Source organism: Nocardia sp. 348MFTsu5.1 (assembly GCF_000383535.1).
Taxonomy (GTDB): Bacteria; Actinomycetota; Actinomycetes; order Mycobacteriales; family Mycobacteriaceae; genus Williamsia; species Williamsia faeni.
The window spans coordinates 1-19,058 of sequence record NZ_KB911515.1 but is presented as its reverse complement, the minus strand read 5'-3'; the positions used below and the strand labels follow the sequence as shown (position 1 = coordinate 19,058).

The window sequence follows — 19,058 nt, the reverse complement described above, 5'->3', positions numbered from 1 at the left end:
CAGGTGTGCGGGTCCGGGAGGAACAACGCCAGATGAATGAGCTGGTCGCCGGTCAGAACGCTCCGGCCGGTGAACATGCCCTGAAGTTTTCGGTCACGGCAACGGGTTTCGACGTCGATGTCATCGGGCTCGTTGTCGATGACCGGCTTCAGGTATCCGACTCCGATGACGTCGTTTTCTTCAACCAGCCGACAACACCCGGTGTCACGCTGTCCGACGGGCAGTTGTCGATCGATCTCGACGCCCTGCGGCCGGGTGCACGTGTGCTGTGCGCAGTCGGATTCGATGACGTCCCTGGGGAACTCGCGATGTCGGGGATGCGTGCGGAACTGACCGGCAGCGTGGGGTCGTCGAGATTCGGGCTGTCGTTGCGACCGAACCTCGGCGAGACCGCACTGCTGTGTTTCGAGCTGTACCAGCGATCCGGTCAGTGGAAAGTGCGCGCGCTGGGCCAGGGCTACCTCGGTGGTCTGGCGCAATTGCTGACCAGCCATGGCGTCGAAGTCGACGAGACTCCGGGTACTGCCCCTGCCTCTCACGATCTCCCGCCCGAGATGACCCCGCTGGGAACCGATTACGGGGCTGCGATCGAGCGAGCGCACGTCATCTTCGAAGACGCGGCCCGCTCGGCGGCGGGTTTCGTTCAATCCGAACGATTCGCCCACGATCGCCTCGATCGGGAACTCGCCGATACGTTGTCCGATGCGTCGCAGCGCAACTCACCTGAGGTGGCCCGCCGACGGGAGGCCGCGCAGAAGCGATGCGACGATCTGGTGACGGCGGCACGGGAGAGGTTCGACTCCGACTCCCGAGTCCTGATGGACGAGCTTGCGGCGCTCGACCCGCAATTGCCTCCGGCGATGGCGTCGTGGCAGTCGCCGGCATGGTCGCGGGCCGGCGGTCACACCGGAAGTGGTTTGCGACTGGCAGACCTGTCGGCACCGGAGCGCGGAGAGCTACGCCTCCCCTACTGCGTACCGACGCCGGTGCCACGGCCACTGTGGGTGCTCGAGACCGGTCAATCGGTGGTCGCGGTGGTCACGTCGTTGACAGTGCGACTGGTCACGGCCGCACGAACATTCTCCGCGGTATCCGGCGACGGTGTCACCATCGACATCCTGGATCTCACCGGCAAGCTCACGGCGCTGACCGACCTCCTGGCACCGCTGCTGTTGGCGCCTCCCGTGACCACCCCTGATGCCGTGGCCCCTCGTCTCACCGTGCTCGAGTCGGCCATCGATCTGAACATGATGGCGTTGCAGGCCGGCCCCGATGACCGGGGCAGCGATGATGCCTTCGGTGTGCGGGTGGTGGTCATCGCGGATTTGCCGTTCGGCTGGGAACACGCCGACCTGGCAAGACTCCTACGCATTGTAGATCGCGGAATCCGGCTGGGCTGGTCGTTCGTGTTCGCCGGCTCGCTCGACGACCACGACGGCGATCCGCTGGTGGCAGCGATCGCCGACTCCACGCTGGTGCTACCGGTGACCGACCATGCGCTTGCCCACGACCCGTGGGTCGGGCTGGAGTGGACTCTCACGGCCGAAGAGCTCGATCCGCAATCGGTGGCGGCCCAGCAGATCGTTGCGAGTCTTCGAAGCGGGCAGTCTCCGTCGAACGCGGGGCCGCACACCTGACCGTTCGGTTGCCGGTCGCCGGTGGATTGCTATCGCCAGCGTTCGGCTTCTTTGGCCAGCGCCACGAGTTCAGCGCCGAGTTCCGCGAGTTCGGACCGGTCGGCCTCCTCGTCGACGGCGGTGGCGATGTCCTCGGCCGCACACCGGAGTCGGAAGAGACGTTCGATCAGATCCTCGGCCTCACCGGCGCTGAGGACCACCGAGTCTGCGGGGATGGAAGATCCGGCGACCAGGTTGCGTTGTTCATAGGCGCGTTGACGACAGGATTGCTTGCAGTACTTGCGGCGACGGCCGACCTCGGACTCGACGATTTCGCGTCCACACCAGGCGCAGTTGTTGCGTGCGGTGCCGCGTCGAGACGCTGTGGCCTGGGGCTCCATAGTCAGTGAGATTACTCCGCACAGTCGAGGAGACCGGAATTCAGGACCCCTGACCCGGGGCGCGGCGCACGACGGCGGTGGAATTTAGCAGGACACGCACCGGCACGCGTAAGATGGGAAGGTAATTCAACGAAGGGATAGTAGTTATGGCAGATCGAGTCCTACGCGGCAGCCGCCTCGGAGCGGTGAGCTACGAGACCGATCGCGATCATGACCTCGCGCCGCGGCGCATGGTGAAGTACCGCACCGACAACGGCGAGATCTTCGACATTCCGTTCTCCGACGAGGCTGAGATCCCGTCGACGTGGCCGTGCAAGAACGGTATGGAAGGCACCATTCTCGAGGGTGTTGTCACCGAAGAGAAGAAGGTCAAGCCGCCGCGCACCCACTGGGACATGCTTCTCGAGCGTCGCAGCGAAGAAGAGCTCGAGGTGCTCCTGACCGAGCGACTCGACCTCCTCAAGGCCCGCCGTCGAGGCACCAGCAGCTAGAGGTCTGACAGGTCGGCTCAACGCAAACGAGCCACATATACAAAGACGAGCCACATATTTGTGGCTCGTCTTCGTATAGGTGGCTCGTTTGGCTGTGGTGCTACTTCTTGCGCAGCTTGTCGAGGCGGTGCGTCAGGCCCCAGCGGGGCACCTTGAACGCGGCTTCGCGGACGATGCTGCCGCTCATCTTCGATTCCCCCAGCTCACGTTCGGTGAACGTGATGGGAACCTCGGCCACATCGAAACCGGCGCGGATGGTGCGCCAGCCGAGATCGACCTGGAAGCAGTAGCCGTGCGATTCGATCGCACCGAGATCCAGTGTCTCGAGCACGTGGCGTCGGTAGGCCCGGTAGCCGCCGGTGATGTCCTTGATCGACACACCGAGAGCGAGCCGCGAGTAGATGTTGCCGCCGCGGGACAGGATCTCTCGACGTCGCGGCCAGTTCACCACCGTGCCACCGGGGACGTAACGAGATCCGATCACCAGGTCGGCGCCGGCGTTGATCCGGTCGAGCAATCGGTGCAGCTCCTCGGGAGCGTGACTGCCGTCTGCATCCATCTCCACCAGGACCGCGTAATCACGGGCCAGGCCCCATTCGAAGCCGTTGATGTACGCAGCCCCGAGACCGTTCTTCACGGTGCGGTGCATGACGTGGATCCGGCCGGCACCATCGGCGGCGGCCAGTTCGTCGGCGAGGTCACCGGTGCCGTCCGGGCTGCTGTCGTCGACGACGAGAATGTGCACCGCCGGCTGGACCGCCTGGACCCGCTTCACGATCAGTGGCAGATTCTCGATCTCGTTGAAGGTCGGGATGATCACCAGGGTTCCCGCCCCGTCCGCCCCCACGACTGGATCGGTAGTCCGTGAGTTGTCCTCAGGCCCCGTCACCATGCTCCTCCTTTGACCATCCCCGTAACCTAATGCCTGGTACCACCAGGAACAAAAACCCGCAGACCGTCAAGAGTACGGCCAGGCGTTCCGGCCACGGTCCGACTTTGGTGGCGATCGTCTGGTCTGTGTGCAGCGGTATCGACTCCACCATCATGGCCGGTTCGAAGAATCCACTGCGGGCGGTGGTGTGCCCGTCGGGCGCGACGATGGCGCTGACTCCGGTCGTTGCCGCAACCACCACCGCGCGACCGTGCTCGACTGCGCGCAACTGCGACATCGCGAGCTGTTGGTAGGTCATCTGGGTGCGTCCGAAAGTGGCGTTGTTCGTCGGCACCGCCAAGAACTCCGCACCCGACTGGACGGCCTTACGAGCCGATCGGTCGAAGGCGATCTCCCAGCAGGTCGAGATGCCCACCGTCACCGATTTCCCGGTGTAGGTTTCCACCTCGACAACACCGGGGCCGCTACCCGGTTTGAAGTTGCCGGCAGACGCGGCGTACGACGAGAAATGCGTGAAAAAGCTTCGCCAGGGCAAATATTCGCCGAACGGCTGGATGATCTGCTTGTCGTAGCGACCCTGGATCTGCAGACCGTCCGATGCCTGCCGTCCATCCCACACCAGCACGGTGTTGGTGGGCCGGCCATCGGGATTCTGGACCAGCGTTCCCACCAGAATCGGGGCATCGATCGCCACGGACGCCATGGTGATCTGTTCGGCGGCGTCTTCATTGACGGTGGGATCGATGTCGGAGGCGTTCTCGGGCCAGATCACCAGATCCGGCCTGGGTTGCTCACCGGCCCGCACCGCGGCGGCGAGCGCGATCGTTTCGCGGACGTGGTTGTCGAGGACTGCGCGTCGTTGGGAGTTGAAGTCCAGACCCAGCCGCGGGACGTTTCCCTGGATGGCTGCGATGGTGATCTGGTCGTCGGAATCGTTGCGGGAATCGACCGACGGCCACAGGAGTGCGGCGACAATCGGCGTGACAAGAGTCATGATCAGCGCCGGAATCAACCGAGTCCACTGCCGCGGCGCGGCGACCGCCCACGTCACCACAGCCGCCAGTCCGGCGCCGGTCAATGCGAGGGCAAAGGACACCAGCGGTGCCCCACCAAGCGAGGCCAGCGACAGCATCGGACCACCGACTTGCCCGAATGCGGCACGCCCCCAGGGAAATCCGCCAAAGGGAAATGACGAGCGCGCCCACTCGACGGTGACCCACGCCAGCGCAAACCACAGCGGCCAGGCCGGTAGCCGGATCAGGCGGACGGCCAGCACGCCGAACAGGCCGGTGTACAGCGACATCACGACCGCCAGCGCCACCCACGGCAACGGGCCGACATACACGCCGATCCAGGGCAGCAGCGGCAGGAAGAACCCGAGCCCATAGGCAAAGCCGTAGAGGAAGCCGTCACGAAATCGGGGGACGTCTTTCAGGGACAACGCGAGCACAGCGAACGAGGCGATACCGAGGAACCAGAGATTGCGGGGCGGGAACGCCGCCCACATCAGTACACCGCCGATCGCGGCGGCAACGGTCCGGACGACCATCGGCGTCCTGACAAAAGAACCGATGCGGGCAGAGATCGCCGACGCGCGTGAATCCACCATGTCAGAGGTCACCGGGCGGCTCGATCGTAGATCGTCCGTCCCGCCCGGACCGTGCGCACGCAATCCGGGAGTTTGCGGCCGGGGTTCAGGTCCGGCAACGCCGGTACGCGCGATCGTGGATCGGTGGACCACCGGGCGACCTTGGGGTCGGCCGAACCTGCGACGACGAGCTCCTCGACCTCCCACACCGCATAGTCGGCGGGCGCACCCGGAACCAGCGTCCCGGCGACACCGTCTCGGTGTCCCCCGGCGCGCCAGGCACCGCGGGTCGACGCGGCGAATGCAGCGCGCACAGAGATCGCACTGGTGGGGTTGTTGTGGTTGGCGGCGGCGGCAATGGCTGCCCACGGTTGCATCGAGGTGACGGGTGCGTCGGAGCTGAAGGACAGCCCGACGCCGGCTTTCGCCAGCTGAGCAAAGTTGTTGAGCGAGCGCCCACGGTCGGGGCCCAGACGCTGTTCGTAAAGCTGGCCGGGGCCACCCCACAATGCGTCGAACATCGGTTGCATACTGGCGATCACTCCGCAGGCGGCCAACGTGGTGGCCTGGTCCGCGGTGATCATTTCGGCATGTTCGATGCGGTGGCCCAACCGCGCGAGTGCGGGGCCCCCGACCTCGGCGGCGACATCGGCGAAGGCCTGCACCAGCAGGTCCATCGCGCCGTCCCCGATGACATGGAAGCCCGACTGGATCGCGGCTGCGGTGCACGCCCGCAGATGCGCGGTAACCGTCTGTGCGTCGAGATAGCCGACGCCACAGGTGTGTGCGTCGTCGTAGGGCTCGCGTAGCAGCGCGGTATGGGAACCGATGGCGCCGTCGATGAACAGGTCGCCGCCCAGTGCATGGGCACGGGTGGTCTCGAGCAATGCCCTCGCCTCATCGACCTCGGACACCGCAGCGCCCCAGTACCGGCGGATCTCGACATCGTGGGCGATCTCTGCGAGCGCGAGGAAGTCGTCGAGTCCGCTGATGTCCGGTCCACCGTTTTCGTGGACGGCGACGATCCCGTTCGCGGCCGCGTCGTCGAGCGCCGCCCGTTGGGCGCGGTTACGTCCGGTGGTGCTCAGCAGTGCGCGCGCCGCTGCGCGCACGCGGTGATGGGCATCAGCGGTGAGCGGACCTTGGGGGTCGTAGCCGAATGCATCGGCCACACCGTCCGCACGAACCCGCAAAGCGGTCGACGCCACGGCGGAGTGTTCGTCGATCCGGGCCAGATACACGGGCCGATGCCCCACCACGGCATCGATGTCCGACGTCGAGGGATGGCCGTCGGGCCAGGTCGACTCGTCCCAGCCCAGTCCCCAGATCAGGTCGGTGTCGGTGTGTTCGGCGGCGTATCGACGCAGTCTCGCCAGGCAGTCCTCACGGCTGACCGCGCCGCTGAGGTCCAGTCCGCGCAGTGCGAGGCCCGTCGAGGTGAGATGCACATGAGAATCGACGAAGGCCGGCGCCACCATCGCGCCCTCGAGGTTGATGACCTCGGCCTTCGGATGCAGCGCACGTCCGACCGGGTCGGAACCGACCCAGACGACGACACCGTCTTCGATTGCGATGGCAGTTGCATCCGGGGCTACCGGCGAATAAATGTGCCCGCCGATCAGCAGTTGACTCTCCACGACCGTCCAGTCTGCCTGCCGGAGCCTGGCGGGCTGTTGTCAGGGTTGCCGACCGGCGTGCACCGATCAGAACTCGGGGTGTTGTTTCGGTAGTTGCTGCTGGGTCGGGTCGTTCGCGGTCGGGCCGTAGGTGGTGTCGACGACCTGTCCGTCGACGACCGTGACACCGGCCATTCCGCGGCCGTACTGCGCATACCCCTCCATCGCGACGACCACCTTGCGAGTCCCGAGAGCGATCACCAGTGGACGGAGAATCATTCGAACGGGCTTGAGCAGCAAGAGGATACCGATCAAGGTGGTGACCAGACCGGGGACGACCATGGCGATGGTCGCGCCGGCGAGCAGCGCGGTATCGGCGACAGGCGCAGCCGATCCGGCCGGGTCGGACGGCACACCGGCCGCGGCGTTCTGGCCGGCCGTCCGAAGATCTGAGAGGACCTTGGCGCCCCGGCGACGGAGCAGCCAGAAGCCGAGGACCATCGTGGCGATCCCCAGCAGAATCGTCCACGCGAAACCGATCGCAAAGCACAGCCCCACGAAGGCGGCGATTTCTATCGCCACATAAGTCAGAAATATTGCGAGCTTCATCAGATCAACCATCCCGATCATCGGCAGTGCGTACACAGGGGCAACGATCAGGCCGCCCGATTTTCTCCCGATCTCACGAACTGATCCGGCCAAGCGCCGACACACGGCCGGCGCATCGATTCAGCTGCCTTCGATATCGCCTTCGGTCTCGAGAAACACCCGACGCAGTTCATCGAGCATTTCCGGTGGCGGTGCCGACCACATCTCGCGCTGCGCCGCCTCCAGGAGCCGCTCGGCGATACCGTGCAGCGCCCACGGGTTCGACGTGTTCATGAACTCCTGGTTCGCGGCGTCGAGGACATAGGACTCGGTCAGCTGCTCGTACATCCAGTCGGCCATCACGTTGGTGGTGGCGTCGTAGCCGAAGAGGTAGTCGACCGTGGCCGCCATCTCGAACGCACCCTTGTAACCGTGACGCTGCATCGCGGCGATCCATCGGGGATTGACCACCCGGGCCCGGAAGACGCGTGTGGTCTCCTCCGACAACGTCCGGGTCCGAACGTTGTCCGGGCTGGTGCTGTCACCGATGTAGGCCTCGGGATCTTTTCCGGTCAGCGCACGGACGGTGGCGACCATACCGCCGTGATACTGGAAATAGTCGTCCGAATCGGCAATGTCGTGCTCGCGGGTGTCGGTGTTCTTGGCGGCAACCGCAATTCGCCGATACGCCGACCGCATGTCGTCGACGGCGGCGATGCCATCACGTCCGCGGCCGTACGCATATCCGCCCCACGCCGTGTAGACCTCCGCCAGATCGGCGTCGGTGCGCCAGTCTTTGGAATCGATCAGCTGGAGCAGTCCGGCACCGTATGTGCCGGGCTTGGACCCGAAGATTCGGGTGGTGGCGCGGTCGGTGTCCCCGTGCTCGGCGATGTCCGAGCGAGCATGGGCGGCAACGAAGTTGGACTCGTCCGGTTCGTCGAGTGCGGCGACCATGCGGACGGCGTCGTCGAGGATGGCGACCACATGCGGGAAGGCATCGCGGAAGAATCCGGAGATCCGCACGGTGACATCGATACGGGGACGGCCCAGTTCGGCAAGACTGATCACGTCGAGCTTGGTCACCCGGCGGGACGCCTCATCCCAGATCGGCATCACACCGAGCAGCGCGAGAACCTCGGCGATGTCGTCGCCGGACGTCCGCATCGCACTGGTCCCCCACACCGACAATCCGACCGACTTGGGGTACTCGCCATGGTCCGAGAGATAGCGCGCCAGAAGCGAATCCGCCATCGCCCGGCCGGTTTCCCAGGCAAGTTTCGACGGTACGGCCTTGGGATCGACCGAATAGAAGTTGCGGCCGGTCGGCAGCACGTTGATCAGTCCACGCAGGGGTGATCCGCTCGGCCCGGCGGGGATGAATCCACCGCTGAGCGCATGGAGGATCCGCGGGACTTCCTGGTCGGTCTGGCGCAGTCGCGGGATGATCTCCGTGCCGGCGAAGTCGAGGATCCGGCGTACGTCCGCCGGATGACCTTCGGCCACGACGGCGATGGCCGCGGGATCCCACTCGCCCTTGGCACAACCCAGTACCAGCTCGCGGGCGATCGCTTCGATGTTGTCGGTCGCCGTGCGCCCGGCCGTCCCGTCTTCGACCAGTCCCAGTGCTTCCCGGAGACCGGGCAGACTCTGAGTGCCGCCCCATAGTTGCCTGGCGCGGAGCATCGCCAGCACGAGGTCGACCTCGACGTCGTCCGCCGGTGGCTGCCCGAGAATGTGCAGTCCGTCGCGGATCTGGACGTCTTTGATCTCGCAGAGCCAGCCGTCGACGTGCAGCAGCATGTCATCGAAGACATCTTCTTCGGGACGCTCGGCGAGGCCGAGGTCGTGGTCCATCTTCGCGGCTTGCAGCAGGGTCCAGATCTGCTGCCGGATCGCGGGAAGTTTGCTCGGGTCGAGAGCGGAGATGTTGGCGTGCTCATCGAGGAGCTGTTCCAAACGTGCGATGTCACCGTAACTTTCGGCACGAGCCATCGGCGGGATCAGATGGTCGACCAGGGTGGCATGCGCTCGGCGCTTCGCCTGAGTTCCTTCGCCGGGATCGTTGACGAGGAACGGATAGATCATCGGCAGGTCGCCGATGGCGGCGTCGGTGCCGCACGAGGCCGACATGCCCAGCGTTTTGCCGGGAAGCCACTCGAGGTTGCCGTGTTTGCCGACATGGACCACGGCGTCGGCCGCGAAGTGTTGCTGCGACGACAGCCAGCGATAGCAGGCCAGGTAGTGGTGACTCGGCGGCAGATCGGGGTCGTGATAGATCGCGACCGGGTTCTCGCCGAAGCCGCGTGGTGGCTGCACCATCAGCACGATGTTTCCGAATTGCATTGCCGCGATGACGATATCGCCATCCGGGTTGCCCGAACGATCGACGAACAACGAGCCCGGCGCCGGTCCCCAGTGTTCGATCATCGACTCGCGGAGATCGTCGGGCAGGGTGTTGAACCACTCGCGGTAGTCAGCTGCCGACAGTCGGATCGGGTTGGCTGCCAGAGCTTCCTCGGTCAGCCAGTCGGGGTCCTGACCGCCGGCCGCGATCAAGGTGTGGATCAATCGGTCCGAATCATTGTCTGCCAGACCGGGAACCGATCCGTCGCCCGATTCCGGTCCGATGTCGTAGCCGGCCTCTCGCATGGCCTCGAGCAGCCGGAGCAGGCTCTGCGGGGTGTCGAGACCGACCGCGTTCCCGATCCGTGAATGTTTGGTCGGGTACGCCGACAACATCACGGCGACCCGGCGGTCGGAAGGCGCGATGTGGCGAAGACGACCATGCCGCACCGCAATTCCGGCGACCCGGGCGCAGCGTTCGGCGTCGGGGCGATACCAGGGCAGCCCGTCGTCGCCGATCTCCTTGAACGAGAACGGCACCGTGATGATCCGGCCGTCGAACTCGGGCACCGCGACCTGCGTGGCGACATCCAACGGGGACATGCCGTCGTCGTTGGCGGCCCAGCCCGCACGAGAGCTTGTCAGGCACAAACCCTGCAGGATCGGAACGTCGAGGCGCGCAAGTTGTTCGATGTTCCAGTTCTCGTCGTCGCCTCCGGCCGATGCCGTGGCGGGTGTCGTTCCGCCGGCGGCGAGCACCGTGACGACCAGTGCATCGGCGACCGCGAGCTGCTCCAGAAGGTCATCGGGTGCGGTGCGCAGCGAGGCGCAGAAGATCGGCAGAGCTCGACCACCCTTGTCCTCGATCGCGTCGCAGAGCGCGTGGATGTACGCGGTGTTGCCGGCCAGATGCTGGGCCCGGTAATAGAGAACGGCGATCGTCGGTCCGGTGGCGTCGGCCGGCGATTCGCGGTCCAGGATCCCCCACTGCGCGGTGGTCGCCGGAGCGCTGAATCCGTGGCCGGTGAGCAGCACGGTGTCGGACAGGAACGCGTGGAGGTTCGCGAGATTGTCGGGTCCGCCCTGGGCCAGGTAGTTGTGGGCGTCGGCGGCAACTCCGGGCGCGACCGTCGACATCGACATCAGGTCCGGGTCCGGAAGCTGTTCGCCCGAGAGCACTACGGTCGGCAATCCGGCCGCGAGGACCGCGTCCAAACCCTGCTCCCACATGCGCCGACCACCGAGAATCCGGACCACGACGAGGTCCGCACCGGCCAACAGTTCGGGCAGGTCGGCGTCGATAAGCAGCCGTGACGGGTTCGCGAGGCGGTAGTCGGCGCCGGATGCCTTGGCGGTCAGCAGATCGGTGTCAGAGGTGGACAGCAGTAGGATCACGAGGACCTCCTTGCCAGGAATTCGCGCCCGGCGGTTTGGGTGTAGCGGCGGAGCAACAGGGGTCTGACTTGGGGTTTCCCCGATACAGTGGCGCGACCGTGCCGGACTCTCACTGGCTTCCTCGTTGCAGATCGTTTCTCAGACTAGCTTGTCCGGATTTGCGGGCTGTCCTGTGATCCGCAATCCGGCGGCCAGTACCGTGGATCCCATGAGTCGACCCTCTGATCGCTGCCCCGGGGTGTTCTCGGCGCACCCGGCGGCCGATGGCCACCTGGCGCGGATCCGGCTTCCGGGTGGCCTGATCACACCGGCCCAGGTGCTGGCCCTGGTGGGAGTGTCCGACGGGTTCGGGGACGGCCACTTCGAACTGACGTCACGCGGCAACGTTCAGGTGCGTGGGATCACCGATATCGATGGTGCCGGTGAACTCATCCTCGATGCCGGATTGATCCCCTCGCCCAGCCACGAAAGGGTGCGCAACCTGCAGCTTTCGGCCTTGACCGGTCGGCGGGGAGGTCTCCTCGACGCACGGCCGGTCCTGGCCGAGTTCGATCGGCGGCTGCAATCCGACGCCGCGTTGGCCAAACTTCCGGCCAGAATCCTCTTCGGCGTCGACGACGGGCGCGGAGACATCCTGACCCAGGGTCCGGACATCGGCGTGCTGGCAATCGACGACCAGTCGTTTGACGTGGTCGTGGGCGGAAAACCGACGGGCCGGCAGGTGACCGCGGCCGATGCTCCAGCGGTGATGATCGACCTGGCACACGCATTTCTTGCCGACCGAAACGACGAATGGCGCGTACCGGACCTCGCGGGTCGCGCCGCCATCGACGGGGTGCTGGCCGGACTGCCCGTCACCGATGAATATTCGAGGTCGCAGCCCGGTGCGGAACCACGGGTGGGCTGGCTGGCGCAGGACGACGAGAATCTGGTGGCGCTCGGCTCGGTGGTCCCCCATGGTCGGATCCCGGCGCGCGTCGGAGAGTTCCTGGCCGCCATCGAACGCGACATCTACCTGACCCCACGAAAAGAGATCCTGATCGTCGACCTGTCAGAAGGCATGGCCGACACCGTACTTCGGGTGATGGCACCGATGGGTCTGATCTTCGACGAGAACTCGCCGTGGACGAGGATCACCGACTGCACGGGATCGCCCGGATGCGACAAGTCGCACACCGATGTTCGCGGGGATCTCGACCGGCACCTGGGCGCGGTTGATGTCGCGATCGACGATCGCGAGCACTGGGTCGGCTGCGAACGCGGATGCGGTTCGCCCCACGAAGACCATATTCGGGTCGAAGCAACTCCCACGGGGTACACGCGTCGTCGCCTCTGAGCAACATCTAAAGTGACGAGCATTATGTACACCTACATTCGAGACGGCGCCGAGATCTACCGGCAGTCATTCGCGACGATTCGTGCCGAATCCGACCTCACAGCATTCGGCGAGGACCTGTCACAAGTGGTTGTCCGGATGATCCACGCCAGTGGGCAGGTCGACCTGACCGGCGATGTACGCGCCAGTGCCGGGCTCGTGACCGCAGCGCGCACCGCTCTGGAGGCGGGCGCGCCGATCCTCTGCGATGCGAACATGGTCGCGTCCGGAGTGACCCGCAAACGGTTGCCCGCGGACAACGAGGTGCTCTGCCTTCTCGGCGATCCCCGGACCCCCGACCTTGCCGTCGAATTGGAGACCACCAGAACCGCTGCCGCGGTGGAACTTTGGCGACCGATGCTCGAAGGTGCCGTGGTTGCGATCGGCAACGCACCGACCGCTCTCTTTGCACTCCTGGAATTGATCGACGCCGGAGGGCCTCGCCCGGCTGCGGTGATCGGCGCGCCGGTGGGATTCATCGGCGCCGCCGAATCCTGTGAAGCCCTGGCTGACCGAACGGATCTCGAGTACCTCACGGTCCTCGGCCGACGCGGCGGATCTGCCATCACGGCAGCCGCCCTCAACGCGCTAGCATCGAAGGTGGAATGACGATGACGACCACTGGAAAATTGTGGGGCGTCGGGCTGGGACCCGGCGACAGTGAGTTGGTCACCGTGAAGGCGGCGCGGGTCATCGGCCAAGCTGACGTCATCGCGTATCACTGTGCGCGTCATGGTCGTTCGATCGCGCGGTCGGTCGCGGAGCCGTACCTGCGCGAAGGTCAGATCGAAGAGAAGTTGATGTATCCGATCACCACCGAGACCACCGATCACCCCGGTGGCTATCGAGGTGCACTCGACGACTTCTACACCGCGGCCGCGGAAGTGCTGGCCGAACACCTGAGTGCGGGACGTTCGGTGGCCTTGCTCGCAGAGGGTGACCCGCTTTTCTACAGCTCGTACATGCACATGCACAAACGGTTGACGGAACGTTTCGACACCGAGATCATCCCGGGTGTCACGTCTGTGAGCGCGAGTGCGGCCGCCACCGGTATGCCGTTGGTCGAAGCCGAAGAGACCCTCACCGTGCTCCCCGGCACGTTACCCAAGGATGAACTGGTTCGCCGGTTGCGGGACAGCGATGCGGTCGCGATCATGAAGTTGGGGCGCACCTTTCCGGAAGTTGTTGCAGCACTTCGCGAATCCGGAGTCATCGACCGTGCATGGTACGTCGAGAGGGCCTCGACGGGCGCGCAGAAGGTTCTCCGAGTGGTGGATGTCGATGCGACGACAGTGCCGTACTTCTCGATGGTCGTCATCCCCGGCGAGCTGAACAATCCGCAACAGGTGACACCGGGTGCCGGCGCGGCCGGCGAGGTCGTTGTGGTGGGTCTGGGTCCCGGGGCCGCGCGGTGGACCACACCCGAGGTCCGTGCGGAACTCGCGCGGGCAACCGATGTCGTGGGCTACAAGACGTACCTGGATCGAGTCACTCCCCGCCCCGGTCAGCGGATGCATGCCAGCGACAATCGTGTCGAATCGGAACGGGCCTGTATGGCACTGGATCTGGCGAAGAAGGGTGCCCGCGTTGCCGTGGTGTCGTCGGGTGATCCCGGTGTGTTCGCCATGGCCGCAGCAGTTGTCGAGGAATCTGCCGACCCACAGTGGCGGGACGTGCCGGTGCGAGTGGTACCCGGCGTGACCGCGGCGAATGCTGTCGCCAGTGTGGCCGGCGCACCGCTGGGACACGACTACGCGGTGATCTCTTTGTCGGACCGCCTCAAGGGCTGGGACGTGATCACACAGCGCGTCCGTGCGGCGCTGGACGCCGACCTGGTGCTGGCGATCTACAACCCGGGATCGGCCAGCAGGAACTGGCAGGTCGCCGAGCTCAAGGACATCGTCCTCGAGTTCAAGGCCCCGTCCACACCGATCATCCTCGGGCGCGACGTCGGTGGACCCGAGCAGTCGGTGGTGATCACCACCGTCGGTGAATTCGATCCGTCCGTGGTCGACATGCGGACATTGCTGATCATCGGGTCGTCAACAACGACCGTCGTCGACCGTGTCGGTGGCCCGGTGGCGTTCACGAATCGGCGCTACGAGAGCAACTGACGGACCCAGGTCGCGGCGGCCGAGGCCGTGTCGACGGCCTCACCATGAGCTGGGGCCGGTCGCCGAACCATGACCACCGGCAACGAGAGTTGTCGCGCTGCCTCGAGTTTGGACTGAACCAGTGGTCCGCCGCTGTTCTTGGTCACCACCACGTCGATCTTGTGCTCACGCATCAGGTCGAGTTCACCGTCGACCGTGTAGGGGCCGCGACTGCGGATGATCTGATGGTGGCGCGGAACCGCACGCTCGGGCGGATCCACCAGACGAATCAGAAACCAGGCGTCGGTGATGTCGGCGAACACGTCGACGTCCTGTCGGCCGGTGGTGAGGAAGACCCGGAGAGTGTCGTTGTCGGCGGCCATGTCCGCGACGCTCTTGGCAGCAGCGGCGATGTCGGGTACGTCGAGCCAGTGGTCCCCCGGCTGCGGCTGCCATTGGGGGCGGCGAAGAGTCAGCATCGGTACGTCGAGTTCGTCGGTCGCGGCAGTGGCGTTGGCCGAGATCTGGCGGGCAAACGGGTGCGTCGCGTCTACAACCGCCGTACAGCTGTTGTCCCGCAACCACGTTGCCAGGCCGTCGATTCCGCCGAACCCACCGATCCGGACGTCACCGACAGGTAGCGCCGGATCTTTCACGCGGCCGGCCAATGAGGTGATCACCCGTCGGCCATCGGAGACGAGATCCTTTGCCAGCGCGCGTGCTTCGGCGGTACCACCGAGGATGAGGACCGTGTCGGCACTCATGACGTGTGAGGGTCGGTGCGCAGTTTGGTCATCCGGGCAGAGGAATAAAGGTAGCTGTCCGGGAACTCTGACGCGGCCAGGACCCGGCCGACGAAGATGACGGCTGTCCGCTGAATATCGTTCAGTGTCAGCTGGTTCGGGAGATCGTCCAATGTGCATCGGACGATCTGCTGGTTGTCGCGGCTGGCAAATGCGACGACCGCCGTCGGACAATCGCTGCCGTAGTGCGGTGTCAGTGCATCGACTATCTGCTGGGCACGGTGAGCTGCCAGGTGGATTGCCATCGTGACGCCGGTACGAGCGAGATCCTCGAGTTGTTCACCGCTGGGCATGTCGGTGGACAGTGTCGACACCCGGGTGATCAACAGTGACTGGCCGATACCCGGCACCGTGAGCTCCTGGCCCAGAGCGGCGGCGGCCGCGGCGAACGCGGGAACGCCGGGGACGATCTCGTAGGAGATCCCTTGCGTTTGCAGCAACCTGACCTGTTCTGCCACTGCTGAATACAGTCCAGGGTCGCCGGAGTGTAGGCGCGCCACGTCGTGTCCGGCGCGGGTCGCGGTGACGATGTGGTCGATGATCTGCGGAAGCGGCATCTTGGCGGTGTTGATCAATGTCGCCCCGGGTGGGCAGTGCTCGAGCATTTCCGCGGGTACGAGCGAGCCTGCGTAGAGGCAGGTGTTGCACTCCGACAGCAGCTTCGCGCCCCGAAGAGTGATCAGATCGGCAGCGCCGGGGCCGGCCCCGATGAAGTACACGGTCATTCGTTGGTCCTCGGTTTATCAGCGATCCATTGGGTCACAGGCAATGTGGGTCGCCACGTTGTCATCGATCCCAGCGGTTCGGCGTGGTCGATCTGGAAGCGGCGAAGGGTGCCGCCCACTGCGGCATGCCATTTCACCAATACGGCCTCGGACTCGATGGTGACTGCGTTGGCAACGATCCGTCCGCCGTCGAGGAGGGCGTCCCAGCATTCGTCGACGATGCCCGGGACCGTGAGCCCTCCCCCGATGAAGATCGCATCGGGATCGGGGGCATGAGACAACTGCTCTGGAGCAGTGCCCAGGACCGTCAGCCCCGCGCTGACCCCGAGTTCGGTGGCGTTGTGTTGAATACGCGCCCGGCGGATGTCGTTGGATTCGAATGCAATTGCGGTGCAGCTGCGATCGGTGCGCAGCCATTCGATCGAGATGCTGCCGGCGCCCGCACCGACATCCCACAGCATTTGGCGAGCGGCGGGCCGCAACGCGGTGACGGTCAGTGCGCGCACCGCTTGTTTGGTCAGTTGTCCGTCGTTGCTGAATTCGGTGTCTGGAAGTCCGGCCTGGCTGCTGACGGGCGGACCGAGGCAGTCGACGGCAACGATGTTCAGCTGGTCTCCGGCCGGTTCGGCCCATGTCCGCGCGATGCCGCTGACGAGACGTTCCTTGTCGGAGCCGAGCTGTTCGAGGACGGTCAGCTGCGACCATCCGAAGCCATGGGCCGTGAGCAGTTCGGCGACAGCTGCCGGTGTGGTGTTGTCGCGGCTGAGGATCAGCAGTCGAATGCTGTCGGACACTCCGGAGAGGATCGAATCCAGCGGGCGATCGACGACACTCCGGATACGGCTGGTGGCCAGGTCCCAACCGAGGCGAGCGGAAGCGAGGCTGACGCTCGAGACGGCGGGCAAGATTCGGACATGCGCAGCGCCCACCTGCTTGACGATCGATGCACCGACACCGTGGAACATCGGATCACCCGAAGCGAGGATGTGGAGGGTCTGCGTGTGTGCGTCGGCCAGAACTCGCTGCAGGTGCTCCGACATCGGGCTGTCCCACCGATGAAGCGTCGCATCGAGTGGAGCCAACAGAGACAGCTGGCGGGCGGAGCCGTAGATGTCGGTGGCAGAACGCAGTTCACGTTGCGAGGTTCCGGACAGTCCGTCCCAACCGTCGGCGCCGATACCGACCACAACAAACGTCGGAGTGGTCATCGCGGCATCCGTCGCCAGATCGCCTGCGGCAGCAGTCTCATCACGAAGAAGACCGGACGTAGTCTTCCGGGAACCCAGACCACCCGCCTACCTCGATGCAGCGCTTTCACCACCGCATCGGCAACCTCCGGTGCGGTGCTCGACATCGGCGCCGGCTTGGTACCCGAAGCCATCATGTCCTTCGTCATGTTCCCGATGACAAACCCCGAGCGGACGAGCAGCAGGTGTACCCCACTGCCGTGCAACGCATCTGACAGTCCGCTCGCGAAACCGTCGAGGCCGGCCTTGGTGGAGCCATAGACGTAATTGGCGCGTCGGACCCGAACACCGGCCACCGACGAGAAGACGATGATTTTTCCGCGCTTGGCGGCCCGCATGGCCGTTGCCAGGGGTGTCAGCACGCTGATCTGGGCCAGGTAGTCGGTGTGGGCGATCTGCAGTGCGTGGGTGCTGTCGACCTCGGCCTTCGCCTGATCGCCGAGGATGCCGAACGCGACGATCGCATCGTCGATGGGTCCGTGTTCAGCGATGATCTGCTGGATCAGGGCCTCGTGTGCTGACGTGTCATTGGCGTCGAACTCGACCGAATGAACTGCGGCCGCATTCTCGGCCTCGAGTCGTTCGCGCTGATCACCGAGCTCGGACGACCGTCGAGCCGCCAAGATCACGGTTGCCCCGGCAGCGATCCGAGCTGCGACCTCAAGGCCTATCTCACTGCGGCCACCGAACAGCACAACTACTCGCCCTTTACTCACCGGGTCAGTATCTCAAACGGCTCGGTGGGGATTGAAGGTCGCGTTGGCTAAGGTCGGGATGTGCCCAAAACAGCCGACGACCTCAGCGCCGCAGCGACAGACTTCCTTACCGAACGCCACCTCGGAAGCCTGACGACCGTCCGGGCATCCGGTTTGCCTCACGTCGTCGCCGTTGGATTCACCTACGACGCAGACGCAAAGATCGCACGGGTGATCACCTTCGAAGGCAGCCAGAAGGTGAAGAACGTTGAACATTCCGGGTACGCAGCGGTCTTCCAGGTCAACGGCCCACAATGGTTGACGCTCGAAGGTAAGGCATCCGTCCATCGCGACCCAGAGGCTGTGGCGGAAGGCGTTCGACGTTATGCAGCCCGCTACAAGCAACCCAAGATAAACCCACGCCGGGTCGTCATCCAGATCAATGTCGAACGCGTGTTGGGTTCACAGTCCTTGCTGGGAACCGCCGGCTGATCGCCCCAATCATTCGTCGTGGTCAGAGGTCTCAGTTTCGGGATCGGGATCGGGTGACGTATCGGATTCCCTGAGAGTGAGCTCAAACAGCGTTTGAGCCAGCGCCTCCTGCCGGTCGACCACAACCTTCTGCCACGCCGCTTCCACCGTCTCATTCACATGATGAGCCCGATTGACCCGCGGTACCCGTTCCGGATCAACCCCCACCGGCGGTATCCACCCCACCCGACCCGCATCAGGGCCGTCAGTGATCATCACCGTCTGCCACCGATCCGGACCGTCACCAATGAGCCGGTGATGCGGCGGACACGCCGGCGTCAACGCATCGATATCGGTCAACCCGCCCTTCGCCCACGCAGTGACGTGATGGCTCTCGGTCCAGGTCGCCGGATTAGGGCATCCCGGATGCGAACACCCGCGATCGCGGGCAATCAACGCCAACCGCTGCCCTTTCTGCGCGGTGCGTTTGGTCCGGGCGAAATACAACACTTCCGCACAGTGGTCGGCGAACACCGCCAAATATTTGTCCGACCGGGCTGCCAACTCCAACGCCTCCCCGACCGGGATATCGACCCCCGAGGCCGTCTTGGCGATCCCCGCACACTCCTGCAACTGGGCTTTGGTCATCGTGATGATCAGCTGGGCCGGCAACCCCCGATGCGACCTGCCGAGCAGGTTGCAGTCCAGAATGTTTT

The 19,058-nt window shown here is 65.0% G+C and carries 17 protein-coding genes; 6 read left to right on the top strand and 11 right to left on the bottom strand.

Annotation, left to right across the window (positions count from 1 at the left end; genetic code table 11):
• The first annotated feature begins 32 nt into the window (after positions 1 to 32).
• On the top strand, positions 33 to 1,637 hold the full coding sequence (locus H290_RS28625; RefSeq protein WP_155976854.1) for a TerD family protein: 1,605 nt from the start codon (positions 33 to 35) through the stop codon (positions 1,635 to 1,637).
• Positions 1,638 to 1,666: 29 nt separating this feature from the next.
• On the opposite strand, the gene H290_RS0114370 is transcribed toward H290_RS28625, so the two are convergent.
• On the bottom strand, positions 1,667 to 2,017 hold the full coding sequence (locus H290_RS0114370) for a hypothetical protein (RefSeq protein ID WP_020107509.1): 351 nt from the start codon (positions 2,015 to 2,017) through the stop codon (positions 1,667 to 1,669).
• Positions 2,018 to 2,163: 146 nt separating this feature from the next.
• On the opposite strand from H290_RS0114370, the gene H290_RS0114365 reads away from it, so the two are divergent.
• On the top strand, positions 2,164 to 2,508 hold the full coding sequence (locus H290_RS0114365; RefSeq protein WP_028463190.1) for an RNA polymerase-binding protein RbpA: 345 nt from the start codon (positions 2,164 to 2,166) through the stop codon (positions 2,506 to 2,508).
• 100 nt (positions 2,509 to 2,608) lie between these two features.
• Here H290_RS0114365 and H290_RS0114360 read toward each other — a convergent pair whose 3' ends face one another.
• From H290_RS0114360 to cobN, 5 genes are all read right to left on the bottom strand, one after another.
• On the bottom strand, positions 2,609 to 3,400 hold the full coding sequence (locus H290_RS0114360; RefSeq protein WP_081631586.1) for a polyprenol monophosphomannose synthase: 792 nt from the start codon (positions 3,398 to 3,400) through the stop codon (positions 2,609 to 2,611).
• A complete protein-coding gene (lnt, locus tag H290_RS0114355) occupies positions 3,384 to 5,009 on the bottom strand; it encodes an apolipoprotein N-acyltransferase (protein ID WP_020107506.1) in 1,626 nt (541 codons plus the stop codon). The genes H290_RS0114360 and lnt overlap by 17 nt, the downstream gene beginning before the upstream one ends.
• Before the next feature lie 8 nt (positions 5,010 to 5,017).
• Complete coding sequence (locus H290_RS0114350; protein WP_020107505.1) at positions 5,018 to 6,625, bottom strand: amidohydrolase; 1,608 nt, start codon at positions 6,623 to 6,625, stop codon at positions 5,018 to 5,020.
• A gap of 66 nt (positions 6,626 to 6,691) precedes the next feature.
• Positions 6,692 to 7,213: an FxsA family protein gene (locus tag H290_RS0114345; protein ID WP_028463189.1), complete on the bottom strand. Its 522-nt coding sequence runs from the start codon at positions 7,211 to 7,213 to the stop codon at positions 6,692 to 6,694.
• Positions 7,214 to 7,333: 120 nt separating this feature from the next.
• Positions 7,334 to 10,933: a cobaltochelatase subunit CobN gene (gene cobN / locus H290_RS0114340; RefSeq protein WP_020107503.1), complete on the bottom strand. Its 3,600-nt coding sequence runs from the start codon at positions 10,931 to 10,933 to the stop codon at positions 7,334 to 7,336.
• A gap of 208 nt (positions 10,934 to 11,141) precedes the next feature.
• Between cobN and cobG the strand changes: the two genes are divergently transcribed.
• The 3 genes from cobG to H290_RS0114325 are packed head-to-tail and all read left to right on the top strand — an operon-like array spanning position 11,142 to position 14,422.
• A complete protein-coding gene (gene cobG, locus H290_RS0114335) occupies positions 11,142 to 12,269 on the top strand; it encodes a precorrin-3B synthase (RefSeq protein ID WP_028463188.1) in 1,128 nt (375 codons plus the stop codon).
• Between the two features lie 24 nt (positions 12,270 to 12,293).
• Positions 12,294 to 12,917, top strand: a complete 624-nt coding sequence (locus H290_RS0114330) for a precorrin-8X methylmutase (RefSeq protein ID WP_020107501.1) — start codon at positions 12,294 to 12,296, stop codon at positions 12,915 to 12,917.
• A complete protein-coding gene (locus tag H290_RS0114325) occupies positions 12,914 to 14,422 on the top strand; it encodes a precorrin-2 C(20)-methyltransferase (protein WP_020107500.1) in 1,509 nt (502 codons plus the stop codon). Before H290_RS0114330 ends, H290_RS0114325 begins: the two co-directional genes overlap by 4 nt.
• On the opposite strand, the gene H290_RS0114320 is transcribed toward H290_RS0114325, so the two are convergent.
• The 4 genes from H290_RS0114320 to H290_RS0114305 are packed head-to-tail and all read right to left on the bottom strand — an operon-like array spanning position 14,407 to position 17,892.
• The gene (locus H290_RS0114320) at positions 14,407 to 15,165 is read right to left on the bottom strand and encodes a cobalt-precorrin-6A reductase (protein WP_020107499.1); all 759 of its coding nucleotides are present in this window, start codon (positions 15,163 to 15,165) and stop codon (positions 14,407 to 14,409) included. The two genes, H290_RS0114325 and H290_RS0114320, sit on opposite strands and share 16 nt — an antisense overlap.
• Positions 15,162 to 15,929, bottom strand: a complete 768-nt coding sequence (gene cobM / locus H290_RS0114315; RefSeq protein WP_020107498.1) for a precorrin-4 C(11)-methyltransferase — start codon at positions 15,927 to 15,929, stop codon at positions 15,162 to 15,164. Before cobM ends, H290_RS0114320 begins: the two co-directional genes overlap by 4 nt.
• A complete protein-coding gene (gene cbiE / locus H290_RS0114310; protein WP_020107497.1) occupies positions 15,926 to 17,137 on the bottom strand; it encodes a precorrin-6y C5,15-methyltransferase (decarboxylating) subunit CbiE in 1,212 nt (403 codons plus the stop codon). The genes cobM and cbiE overlap by 4 nt, the downstream gene beginning before the upstream one ends.
• Positions 17,134 to 17,892, bottom strand: a complete 759-nt coding sequence (locus tag H290_RS0114305) for an SDR family NAD(P)-dependent oxidoreductase (protein WP_231373702.1) — start codon at positions 17,890 to 17,892, stop codon at positions 17,134 to 17,136. The genes cbiE and H290_RS0114305 overlap by 4 nt, the downstream gene beginning before the upstream one ends.
• Positions 17,893 to 17,952: 60 nt before the next feature.
• Here H290_RS0114305 and H290_RS0114300 point away from each other — a divergent pair, with 60 nt between their 5' ends.
• Positions 17,953 to 18,363, top strand: coding sequence for a PPOX class F420-dependent oxidoreductase (locus tag H290_RS0114300; protein ID WP_020107495.1), 411 nt, complete (start codon positions 17,953 to 17,955; stop codon positions 18,361 to 18,363).
• Positions 18,364 to 18,372: 9 nt separating this feature from the next.
• On the opposite strand, the gene H290_RS28620 is transcribed toward H290_RS0114300, so the two are convergent.
• Positions 18,373 to 19,058, bottom strand: a 686-nt coding sequence (locus H290_RS28620; protein WP_020107494.1) for a DUF222 domain-containing protein, incomplete at its 5' end; no start/stop codon positions are given.